At 62.4% G+C, this 8861-nt stretch carries 18 protein-coding genes; all 18 read right to left on the bottom strand.

Going from position 1 to position 8861, the window contains the following annotated elements; translation table 11 throughout:
• Window positions 1-45 precede the first annotated feature (45 nt).
• From rplO to rplC, 18 genes are read right to left on the bottom strand one after another with little or no spacing between them, the layout of a single operon-like run.
• Window positions 46-501: a 50S ribosomal protein L15 gene (rplO, locus tag AAXE93_RS11385; protein WP_390130847.1), complete on the bottom strand. Its 456-nt coding sequence runs from the start codon at window positions 499-501 to the stop codon at window positions 46-48.
• Between the two features lie 6 nt (window positions 502-507).
• Entirely contained in the window at window positions 508-1152 is a 645-nt protein-coding gene (gene rpsE / locus AAXE93_RS11380; RefSeq protein WP_011363379.1) for a 30S ribosomal protein S5, read from the bottom strand.
• Between the two features lie 14 nt (window positions 1153-1166).
• Window positions 1167-1535 carry a 50S ribosomal protein L18 gene (gene rplR, locus AAXE93_RS11375; RefSeq protein ID WP_390130844.1) on the bottom strand — a complete coding sequence of 123 codons (369 nt, stop codon included), beginning with the start codon at window positions 1533-1535 and terminating at the stop codon, window positions 1167-1169.
• Window positions 1536-1568: 33 nt separating this feature from the next.
• Window positions 1569-2108: a 50S ribosomal protein L6 gene (gene rplF / locus AAXE93_RS11370; protein ID WP_006851622.1), complete on the bottom strand. Its 540-nt coding sequence runs from the start codon at window positions 2106-2108 to the stop codon at window positions 1569-1571.
• 14 nt (window positions 2109-2122) lie between these two features.
• Window positions 2123-2524, bottom strand: coding sequence for a 30S ribosomal protein S8 (gene rpsH, locus AAXE93_RS11365; RefSeq protein WP_006850769.1), 402 nt, complete (start codon window positions 2522-2524; stop codon window positions 2123-2125).
• 19 nt (window positions 2525-2543) lie between these two features.
• The gene (rplE, locus tag AAXE93_RS11360) at window positions 2544-3083 is read right to left on the bottom strand and encodes a 50S ribosomal protein L5 (RefSeq protein ID WP_006851706.1); all 540 of its coding nucleotides are present in this window, start codon (window positions 3081-3083) and stop codon (window positions 2544-2546) included.
• 40 nt (window positions 3084-3123) lie between these two features.
• On the bottom strand, window positions 3124-3480 hold the full coding sequence (rplX, locus tag AAXE93_RS11355) for a 50S ribosomal protein L24 (RefSeq protein ID WP_390130840.1): 357 nt from the start codon (window positions 3478-3480) through the stop codon (window positions 3124-3126).
• A 2-nt stretch (window positions 3481-3482) separates the two neighbouring features.
• On the bottom strand, window positions 3483-3848 hold the full coding sequence (gene rplN / locus AAXE93_RS11350; RefSeq protein ID WP_114987269.1) for a 50S ribosomal protein L14: 366 nt from the start codon (window positions 3846-3848) through the stop codon (window positions 3483-3485).
• Complete coding sequence (gene rpsQ / locus AAXE93_RS11345) at window positions 3845-4141, bottom strand: 30S ribosomal protein S17 (RefSeq protein ID WP_006850241.1); 297 nt, start codon at window positions 4139-4141, stop codon at window positions 3845-3847. Before rpsQ ends, rplN begins: the two co-directional genes overlap by 4 nt.
• A gap of 17 nt (window positions 4142-4158) precedes the next feature.
• Window positions 4159-4368, bottom strand: coding sequence for a 50S ribosomal protein L29 (gene rpmC, locus AAXE93_RS11340; RefSeq protein ID WP_115010469.1), 210 nt, complete (start codon window positions 4366-4368; stop codon window positions 4159-4161).
• A gap of 2 nt (window positions 4369-4370) precedes the next feature.
• Entirely contained in the window at window positions 4371-4847 is a 477-nt protein-coding gene (rplP, locus tag AAXE93_RS11335) for a 50S ribosomal protein L16 (RefSeq protein WP_006851743.1), read from the bottom strand.
• A gap of 16 nt (window positions 4848-4863) precedes the next feature.
• Complete coding sequence (gene rpsC / locus AAXE93_RS11330; RefSeq protein ID WP_390130836.1) at window positions 4864-5592, bottom strand: 30S ribosomal protein S3; 729 nt, start codon at window positions 5590-5592, stop codon at window positions 4864-4866.
• 20 nt (window positions 5593-5612) lie between these two features.
• Entirely contained in the window at window positions 5613-5978 is a 366-nt protein-coding gene (rplV, locus tag AAXE93_RS11325) for a 50S ribosomal protein L22 (protein ID WP_114987273.1), read from the bottom strand.
• Between the two features lie 3 nt (window positions 5979-5981).
• Window positions 5982-6257, bottom strand: a complete 276-nt coding sequence (gene rpsS, locus AAXE93_RS11320) for a 30S ribosomal protein S19 (protein ID WP_006849645.1) — start codon at window positions 6255-6257, stop codon at window positions 5982-5984.
• Between the two features lie 35 nt (window positions 6258-6292).
• On the bottom strand, window positions 6293-7156 hold the full coding sequence (rplB, locus tag AAXE93_RS11315; RefSeq protein ID WP_006851794.1) for a 50S ribosomal protein L2: 864 nt from the start codon (window positions 7154-7156) through the stop codon (window positions 6293-6295).
• 15 nt (window positions 7157-7171) lie between these two features.
• The gene (locus AAXE93_RS11310; protein WP_006850625.1) at window positions 7172-7474 is read right to left on the bottom strand and encodes a 50S ribosomal protein L23; all 303 of its coding nucleotides are present in this window, start codon (window positions 7472-7474) and stop codon (window positions 7172-7174) included.
• Window positions 7467-8102, bottom strand: coding sequence for a 50S ribosomal protein L4 (rplD, locus tag AAXE93_RS11305; RefSeq protein WP_250398230.1), 636 nt, complete (start codon window positions 8100-8102; stop codon window positions 7467-7469). Before rplD ends, AAXE93_RS11310 begins: the two co-directional genes overlap by 8 nt.
• A complete protein-coding gene (gene rplC, locus AAXE93_RS11300; RefSeq protein WP_115010470.1) occupies window positions 8102-8758 on the bottom strand; it encodes a 50S ribosomal protein L3 in 657 nt (218 codons plus the stop codon). The genes rplD and rplC overlap by 1 nt, the downstream gene beginning before the upstream one ends.
• Between the last annotated feature and the right edge of the window lie 103 nt (window positions 8759-8861).

Here is an 8861-nt window from a genome sequence, read left to right as displayed (position 1 = left end):
GCGGACGGCTCAGACCCTAGGGCTGACTTGGGGACGAGCCCTTGATTAGTCGAGGATTTCGCAGGTTCCGCCTGCGGCTTCGATCTTGGTGCGGGCCGAGGTGGTGAACGCCGCGGCTTGCACTGTCAGCTTTTTGGCTTTCAGTTCACCGTTGCCGAGCATCTTCAGAGGATGCTTGGGGCTGGTCACGATGCCGCCCTTGACCAGGGAATCCAAGTTGACGGTGCTGCCGTCCTTCAGGTCGTTCAACGCAGAAACGTTGAGCACGGTGAAGAACTTGGGATTCACAAGTGGGAAGTGCTTCAGCTTCGGCACCCGGCGGTACAGAGGCATTTGGCCACCCTCGAAGCCGGGGCGCGTGGGGCGACCCGAACGGGATTTCTGGCCGCGCATACCGAAGCCGCAGCTGGCACCCTGACCAGCGGCGATGCCGCGGCCCTTGCGCAATTTGCGGCGACGAGCGCCCTTGTTGGATTTGAGGGAATCGAGTCGGAGAGTCATCGCGAATCAGGAATAGATCTGTTCGAGGGAGATTCCCCGTTCCTTCGCCGTCTCCTTGTGGGTGCGGAGAAGCGACAGGGCCACCATGGCGGCCCGTGCATTGTTCAGGGGGGTCTTGCTGCCCAGGCGCTTGGCCAGGACATTCTTGATGCCGGCGAGTTCGAGCACTGTGCGGATGGAACCGCCAGCGATCACACCGGTACCAGGAGCTGCAGGGCGGATGAGCACGCTGGCAGCACCATCACGACCATTGGAGAGGGTCGGGATGGAGTTGTGGCGGGTCAACGGCACTTTGACGAGGTGCTTCTTGCCATCGGCAACACCCTTGCGGACGGCACCGATCACATCACCGGCCTTGCCGACGCCAACGCCGACCTGGCCTTTCTCGTTGCCGACAACCACGATGGCCCGGAAGCTCATCTTCTTACCGCCTTTCACGGTCTTGGAGACGCGGCGGATCTGAACCACGCGCTCTTGCCATTCGGAATCGCGTTCCTGGCCGCGACGGCCACCACGCCGGTCGCCACGACGACCGTCACGGTCGCCACGGCCGCGGCGCTGTTCCTGTTGCTGCTGCCCTTCGGCTGCCGCTGGAACGTCGGCCGCGCCCGGCACGGCGTTGGGATTGGATTGGGGGGAGGAATCTGTCATGGGTTGAGCAGGAATCAGAACTGAAGGCCCGCTTCCCGGGCGGCATCGGCGAGGGCTTTAATCCGGCCGTGGTACAGATTTCCGCCGCGGTCGAACACCACCTGCTGGATGCCTTTGGCGATGGCGCGCTTGGCGACCAGTTCGCCAACGGCGACAGAGGCGTCGCAGCTGCCAGCCGGAGCCTTGAGGCCGGTACGCAGCTCCTTATCAACAGTGGAGGCGGAGCAGAGTGTGCTCTGAGCCGCGTCGTCGATGACCTGGGCGTAGATGTGGTTGTTGGAGCGGAACACGGCCAGCCGCGGACGGTCTGAGGTTCCGGTGATGTGACGACGCAGTCGCCGGTGGCGTTTTTGCGTCTGCTGTTTGCGGGAAAGTTGGGACATGGTGGGTGAAGGGAAGGAACGTCAGGACAAGGCTTATTTCTTGCCGGACTTGCCTGCCTTGCGCAGGATGCGCTCGCCCTCGTACTTAATGCCCTTGCCCTTGTAGGGCTCGGGGGGACGGATGGCGCGGACCTTGGCGGCTTCGTTGCCCACCAGCTCTTTGTCGATGCCGGAGACGATCACCCTGGTGTTGTTCTCCACCTTGAAGGTGATGCCCTCGGGGGCTTCCATCTCGACGGGGTGGCTGTAGCCAGCACTCACCACGAGAGTTTTGCCTTTGACCTGGGCACGGGAGCCCACACCAACGATCTCCAAAGCCTTGCTGTAACCGTTGCTGACGCCCTCGATCATGTTGGCGACGAGGGTGCGGCTCAGGCCGTGGCGCTCACGGGAGATGCGCTTGGTGCTCGTGGGGGAGACCACGATGGTGTTGTTGTCCTGGCTGACGCTGACGCCTTCAGGAAGGGTGCGCTCCAGTTCGCCCTTGGGTCCTTTCACCTTGACGGTGAGACCGTCGAGGGAAACCGTGACCTTTTCAGGGACGGGAACAGGGTTTTTGCCGATTCGTGACATGGTTCAGCTCCGGATCAGTAGACGTAACAGAGCACTTCGCCACCGACGCCCTCACGACGGGCGTCGCGGTCGCTCATCACACCTTTGGAGGTGGAGATGATCGCCACGCCCAGTCCTCCGAGGACTTTGGGCAGGCCGCGAGTGTTCTTGTAGATGCGGAGACCGGGCTTGCTGACCCGCTGCATAGAGCGGATGGTGGGCAGCCTGTGCTTGCCGCTGTACTTGAGGGCGAGCACCAGTTCGGTGCGAACGCCTTCACCCTGCTCGCTGATCTCGGAGATGAAGCCTTCCTGCTGCAGCACCTTGGCGATGCTGCGGGTCATCCGCGAAGCGGGGATCTTGGTGGTTTCGTGACGTTTCTCACTCGCATTGCGAATGCGGGTGAGCATGTCGGAAATGGGGTCGTGGTTGGCCATAGGTGTCGACGGGGAGGGCTCAGTTGCTCTGGAACGGCATTCCCATCTCGCGGAGGAGGGCCCGGCCCTCTTCGTCCGAACGGGCAGTGGTCACGATGGTGATGTCCATGCCCCGGATCGCATCGATCTTGTCGAAGGAGATCTCAGGGAAAATGATCTGTTCGCGCACCCCAAGGGTGTAGTTGCCGCGGCCATCGAAACTCTTGGGGCTGACCCCGCGGAAGTCGCGGATGCGGGGCAGCGCCAGGTTGATAAGGCGCTCGAGGAAGGCATACATCCGATCACCGCGGAGGGTGACGGCACAGCCGATCGGCATGCCCTGCCGAATCTTGAAGCCGGCAATGGCTTTTTTGGCACGGGTCACAACGACCTTCTGGCCGGTGATCTGCGCCAGCTCATTCACCGAAGCCTCGAGGGACTTGGCATTGGCGGCGGCTTCGCCGAGACCCCGGTTGACGGTGACTTTCACCACCTTGGGGACTTCATGGATGTTGGTGAGGGAGAGATCCTTCTGCAGCTTGGGCTGGATGGTCTCCCGGTAGCGCTTCTTGAGTGACATAACGGGTTGGGGTGCTTCTGGGCGTGGTCAGAAGTCGGGATCAGTCGAGGACTTCACCGGTTTTCTTCAGCCGGCGCTTCTTGGTGCCGTCCTTCTCGACGACGATTTCAACGCGGCTGGCCACCTTTTTGTCGGTGGAATACAGCATCACGTTGGAGGCATGCAGGGAAGCTTCCTCCGTCACGATGCGGCCGGTCTCGCCCTCCTGGGTGGGCTTTTCGTGGCGGGTGCGCATGTTCACGCCCTCCACTACGACACGGTTTTCGTTGGGCAGGGTGCGCAGAACGGCACCGGTCTTGCCCTTGTCCTTGCCGGCAATCACCTGAACGGTGTCGCCCTTGCGGATGCGCATCTTGATGCGCTTGGTGGCCTTGGCCTTGGTGGTTGCAGTCGCCATGGTCAGATCACCTCCGGAGCGAGGGACACAATTTTGGTGAAGCTGCGGTCACGCAGCTCACGGGCCACCGGTCCGAAGACGCGGGTGCCTTTCGGGTTTTTGTCGTCGTTGATGATGACGGCGGCGTTGTCGTCGAAACGGATCGAGTTTCCGGTTTCACGACGCATGGTGGCTTTGGTGCGCACCACAACGGCCTTCACCACGTCGGACTTTTTGACGCCCATGTTGGGGGCGGCATCCTTCACGGCGGCAACGATCACGTCGCCCACGTGGGCATAGCGACGGTTGGTGCCGAGGACGCGAATGCACTGAATGCGCTTGGCGCCGCTGTTGTCGGCAACGGTGAGATAGGACTCCTGCTGGATCACTGCTTCACCTCCTGAGCTTCAGCCTTGTTGGCTTCCTCAGCCGCAGCTTTCGGGCTGTGGCTGAGAACCTCGGCGATGGCCCACCGCTTTTGGCGGCTCATCGGACGGGTTTCAGTGATGCGAACGCGGTCACCGACGCGACAGGTGTTGTCTTCGTCGTGAGCCTTGTAACGGGTGGTACGGCTGACCGTCTTTTGATAGATGGGGTGTGGGAAGCGGCTTTCCACCGCGACCACCACCGTTTTTTCCATCTTGTCGCTGACGACGGTGCCGATCCTTTCCTTGACTGCCATGGTTACGGAGTGGGGGATCAGGAGGCGGTGGAGCGCTGGCGCTCCGACTGCACCGTCAGCAGCTGGGCCAGCTTGATGCGGACCTCTTTGAAACGGTGCGTGTTAGCGAGCTGGCGCGTGGCCTGCTGGAAACGGAGTTGGAACAGCTCGCGGCGCAGGCCGTCGATCTGTTCGTTGATGTCCGAATCGGACAGGCTGCGCACATCGGCGGCGTTGGGACGGGCCATGGTCAGGACTCCACGGTGACGGCTTCAGAAGCTGCCGGAGCCTTGGCACCAGCTGACTTCTCCTGCTCATCCAGTTGGATGAACTTGGTCTTCACGGGAAGCTTGTACTGCGCGAGGCGCATGGCTTCCTTGGCGATTTCGGGGGTGATTTCATCACCACCCATCTCGAACAGGATCCGGCCGGGCTTGATCACCGCCACCCAGAATTCTGGGTTGCCCTTACCGGAACCCATCCGGGTTTCGGCAGCGCGCATGGTGACCGGCTTGTCGGGGAAGATCCGGATCCAGATTTTTCCGCCACGCTTGACGTAGCGGGTCATGGCACGACGGCTGGCCTCGATCTGGCGCGAGGTGATCCAGCCACATTCCTGTGCCTGCAGCGCGAATTGTCCGAAGGCAATGGTGTTGCCCCGGGTGGCGACGCCGCGCATGCGGCCTCGCTGCTGCTTACGGAATTTGACGCGTTTTGGACTCAGCATGGTTCAGGCCTCCTGTTCAACCCTCGTTTGAGCGGTCTTCGAACTGTTGGGGCCGACGGCTGGCCCGGCGCCGGGGGGCAGCACCCACCGGCATGGGCTGAGCCTGTTCGCTCAGCACTTCGCCCTTGAACACCCAAACCTTGATGCCGAGCACGCCGTAGGTCGTGCTGGCCACCTTGGTGGCGTAGTCGATGTCGGCACGCAGGGTGTGCAGGGGCACCCGACCCTCGCGGGTCCATTCCGTCCGGGCGATCTCAGCACCGTTCAGGCGACCGGAGACCTGGATCTTCAGACCCAGAACTCCCGCACGCTGAGCGCGCTGCACAGCCATGCGGATGGTGCGGCGGAAGGCCACACGCTTCTCCAGCTGCTGGGCGATGTACTCGGCAAGGAGGAAGGCATCACCGTCGACGCGTTCGACCTCGACAACATTGATCCGCACCTGACGATTGGAGTCGCCGATGGTCTTCTGAATGCCGGAGCGAAGCTCTTCGATGCCGCTGCCTTGACGGCCGACCAGCACGCCGGGGCGTGCGGTCTTGAGTTCAACTTCCAGTTGATCGGCCTTGCGGGCGATCAGCACATCACTGATGCCGGCGGAGCCGTACTTCTTGTGGATGAACTTGCGAATCCGGTCATCCTCCTGGAGGAGGGCCGGATAGTTCTTGCTGGAGGCGTACCAGCGTGACCGGTGTTCCTGGGTGATCCCCAGGCGCAGACCGGTTGGGTTGATTTTGTGTCCCATTGGGTCAGAGTCCTCGGGGGTCAGGAATCGGTCTGAGCCGCAACAGCAATGCTGATGTGGCAGGTCTGTTTCTTGATCTGGTAAGCCCGGCCCTGGGCGCGGGGGCGATAGCGCTTCATGGAGGGGCCCATGTCAGCGGTCGCGCTCGAGATCACCAGAGATGAGGGGTCGAGACCGAGGTTGTGCTCAGCGTTGGCCACCGCAGACCGGAGCACCTTGGTGATCGGGCCGGTGGAGCGGTAGGGCATGAACTCGAGCATGATCAGCGCGTCGCGATAGGTGCGGCCACGGATTTGGTCGAGCACACGGCGCACCTTCGACACGGAGCCTCGGATGAAGCGACCGTGAGCCTGGGCGGTGGGTGCCGTTTGGGTTGACGATGTCATGGTTTAGCGGCCTCCTTTCTTGTCTCTGATGTGGCCCTTGAAGGTGCGGGTGGGAGCGAACTCTCCCAGCTTGTGGCCCACCATCTGCTCGGTGATGAACACCGGCACATGGGTGCGGCCGTTGTGAACCGCGATCGTGTGGCCGATCATCATCGGCAGGATCGTGGAGGCCCGTGACCAGGTTTTGATCACAGACTTGTCGTCGTTGTCGTTCTGCTTTTCAACCTTGCGAAGCAGGCTGTCGGCAATAAACGGACCTTTTTTGAGTGAACGTCCCATAACGGTTTAAGCAAGCGGATAAGTGATGGTTTGCATCAGGAATCGCGTCCGCCACGGCTCCGCTTGGAGGTCTTGCGACGCTTCCGGAGCACGTATTGGTTGCTGGGTTTGTTCCGCTTGCGGGTCTTGAGACCGAGGGCGGGTTTGCCCCAGGGGGTCACCGGGCCGGAACGGCCGATCGGTGCACGACCCTCACCACCACCGTGGGGGTGATCGCAGGGGTTCATCACACTGCCTCGAACCTGAGGACGGCGACCGAGCCAGCGGCGACGACCGGCCTTACCCAGGCTGGTGTTGCGCATCTCGGAGTTACCGACCTCGCCGAGGGTGGCGTAGCACTCGCGGCGAACCAGGCGAACCTCGGTGGAGGGCAGCTTCAGGGCGACGTAGTCGCCTTCTTTCGCCATCACCTGGGCACTGGCACCGGCGGTACGGACCATCTGGCCACCACGACCGGCGTAGAGCTCAACGCAGTGAACCGCCGAACCGAGGGGCACCGAGGACAACGGCATGGCATTGCCGTTTTCGATCGGGGCATCAGGGCCGGAGACCACGGTCTGGCCCACCTGAACTCCTGCAGGAGCAAGGATGTAGCGCTTCTCGCCATCGGCGTAGAAGAGCAGTGCCAGACGCGCGTTGCGGTGCGGGTCGTAGTGAATCGCGGCCACCTTGGCGGGGACACCGTGCTTGTTGCGACGGAAATCCACCACGCGATAGAGGCGCTTGTGGCCACCACCGCGGTGGCGGCAGGTGATCACACCGCGGTTGTTGCGGCCCTTGCGGCGGTGTTTGGCCACCACCAGGGTCCGCTCCGGCTTGCGGCTGGTGATCTCACTGAAATCAGTGACCACCCGGGTGCGGGTACCGGGGGTGTAGGGGCGGAAATTACGGATTGCCATGACGATTCAGACCCCTCAGGACTCAGGGAAGAGTTGGATCGAGTTGCCCTCCGCCAGGCGCACCACGGCTTTCTTCACCTGGGCACGTTTGCCGGCGAAGCGACCCATGCGACGGGAGCGTCGCGGGGGATTCATGGTGCTAATGCCGGTGACCTTCACATCGAAGAGCTGCTCAATGGCGGCCTTGATGTCGGGCTTAGCGGCGCGGTGGTCCACCTCGAAGGTGTACTGGTTGATTTCGAGGGCGCGGGTGGCCTTCTCGGTGATCAGGGGACGGCGGATCACATCCGCCAGGCGTCCTTGGAAACGTTCAGTCATCGCCGTAGACCTCCTGGATGGTTGCGAGAGCTTCCTCGCCCAGCACCAGAGCATTGGCGTGGAGCAGGTCGAAGACGTTCAGCTGATCTGCGGAGATCAACTTGACTTTCTCCAGGTTGCGCACGGAACGGCGCACAACATCGGAGGGGTTTGTCAGAACGATGAGCACCTTGGAGCCAGCAGCAACACCGAGGCGACCCAGAGCATCTGTGATTTCACGGGTCTTGGGGGCCTCCAGCGAAGCACCGAAGTCCTTCACGACGGTTACATCGTCAATGCGGGCCATCAGCGCGGTGCGCAGGGCCAGACGACGCTCCTTGCGGTTCATCGCAAGGTTGTACGTGCGGGGCTTGGGTCCAAAGATGATGCCGCCGCCGGGTTTCAGAGGAGTGCGGATCGATCCCTGACGGGCCCGACCAGTTCCTTTCTGCTTGTAGGGCTTGCGACCACCACCGCGCACTTCTGAGCGGGTGAGGGTGCTGGCGGTTCCTTGGCGTGCATGGGCCTGCTGACGCAGAACGGCCCGATGCATCAGGTCAACGGCGGTGGTCTCTTTGGCCACCTTCAGGTCCAGGGTTGCCTTGCCGGCTTCCTTGCCCTGCCAATCACGAACGACACAATTGGCCATCACTTACCTCCTTTGGCGGGCTTGGCGCCCACGCGCAAGGCCGGGCGGATGTTGAGCAGCGCACCAGGCTTGCCGGGCACGGATCCCTTCACCACCAGCAGGTTGTGCTCGCTGTCCACCTTGAGGATGGTCAGGCCGCGGGTGGTGATTTTCTTGCCGCCGTAGCGACCGGCCATCCGCTTTCCGGGATAGATGCGGCCCGGGGTCGTACCGGCACCGGTCGAACCGGGCTCGCGGTGGTTCTTCGAACCGTGGGTCATCGGACCCCGGCTGAAGCCGTGGCGCTTCTGGTAGCCAGCGAAGCCGCGGCCGACGGTGTCACCGCTGACGTCAACCTTCTGGCCGGCTTCGAAATCGCCGACGGTGATGGCGCCACCGAGTTCGAGACCTTCAACGCTGTCGACGCGGTATTCGCGCAGATGACGCAGAAGGCCCTCACCGGATTTGTTGAGGTGACCCTGGGCGGGCTTGTTGATCAGCTTCTCGCGGGTTTCGCCAAAGCCGATCTGCACTGCGGAATAACCGTCAGTGTCGTCGTTTTTGAGTTGGGTGATACGGCAGGGGCCGGCTTCGATCAAGGTGACCGGAACAGCTCTGCCCTGCTCGTCGAAGAACTGGGACATACCCAGCTTCTTCCCGAGGATGCCGATGGACATGGATGGGGAGGAAGCGCCAGCGTGGACAACCACCAGGCGGAGAACCGCATGGGGTCAGGTGCTGATCGATTGGACGCAGACGTGGTTCGAAGCGGAACTCCCG

It is taken from the genome of Synechococcus sp. HIMB2401 (assembly GCF_042883245.1).
Taxonomy (GTDB): domain Bacteria; phylum Cyanobacteriota; class Cyanobacteriia; order PCC-6307; family Cyanobiaceae; genus Parasynechococcus.
The sequence above is the reverse complement of the archived record's forward strand: the minus strand, read 5'-3'. Positions and strand labels throughout refer to the sequence as shown.

Bases quoted from the DNA above. Each gene is read 5' to 3' on its own strand.
- rpsS (WP_006849645.1), bottom strand. From the start codon at position 6,257: ATGGGACGTTCACTCAAAAAAGGTCCGTTTATTGCCGACAGCCTGCTT.
- rpsC (WP_390130836.1), bottom strand. From the start codon at position 5,592: ATGGGACACAAAATCAACCCAACCGGTCTGCGCCTGGGGATCACCCAG.
- rplD (WP_250398230.1), bottom strand. From the start codon at position 8,102: ATGGCCAATTGTGTCGTTCGTGATTGGCAGGGCAAGGAAGCCGGCAAG.
- rplP (WP_006851743.1), bottom strand. From the start codon at position 4,847: ATGCTGAGTCCAAAACGCGTCAAATTCCGTAAGCAGCAGCGAGGCCGC.
- AAXE93_RS11310 (WP_006850625.1), bottom strand. From the start codon at position 7,474: ATGACTGAACGTTTCCAAGGACGCCTGGCGGATGTGATCCGCCGTCCC.
- rplE (WP_006851706.1), bottom strand. From the start codon at position 3,083: ATGTCACTCAAGAAGCGCTACCGGGAGACCATCCAGCCCAAGCTGCAG.
- rplB (WP_006851794.1), bottom strand. From the start codon at position 7,156: ATGGCAATCCGTAATTTCCGCCCCTACACCCCCGGTACCCGCACCCGG.
- rpsQ (WP_006850241.1), bottom strand. From the start codon at position 4,141: ATGGCAGTCAAGGAAAGGATCGGCACCGTCGTCAGCGACAAGATGGAA.
- rplX (WP_390130840.1), bottom strand. From the start codon at position 3,480: ATGGCGACTGCAACCACCAAGGCCAAGGCCACCAAGCGCATCAAGATG.
- rpsH (WP_006850769.1), bottom strand. From the start codon at position 2,524: ATGGCCAACCACGACCCCATTTCCGACATGCTCACCCGCATTCGCAAT.
- rpmC (WP_115010469.1), bottom strand. From the start codon at position 4,368: ATGGCCCGTCCCAACGCCGCCGATGTGCGCAGCCTGTCCGATTCGGAC.
- rplC (WP_115010470.1), bottom strand. From the start codon at position 8,758: ATGTCCATCGGCATCCTCGGGAAGAAGCTGGGTATGTCCCAGTTCTTC.
- rpsE (WP_011363379.1), bottom strand. From the start codon at position 1,152: ATGACAGATTCCTCCCCCCAATCCAATCCCAACGCCGTGCCGGGCGCG.
- rplO (WP_390130847.1), bottom strand. From the start codon at position 501: ATGACTCTCCGACTCGATTCCCTCAAATCCAACAAGGGCGCTCGTCGC.
- rplF (WP_006851622.1), bottom strand. From the start codon at position 2,108: ATGTCACGAATCGGCAAAAACCCTGTTCCCGTCCCTGAAAAGGTCACG.
- rplV (WP_114987273.1), bottom strand. From the start codon at position 5,978: ATGACATCGTCAACCCAAACGGCACCCACCGCCCAGGCTCACGGTCGC.
- rplR (WP_390130844.1), bottom strand. From the start codon at position 1,535: ATGTCCCAACTTTCCCGCAAACAGCAGACGCAAAAACGCCACCGGCGA.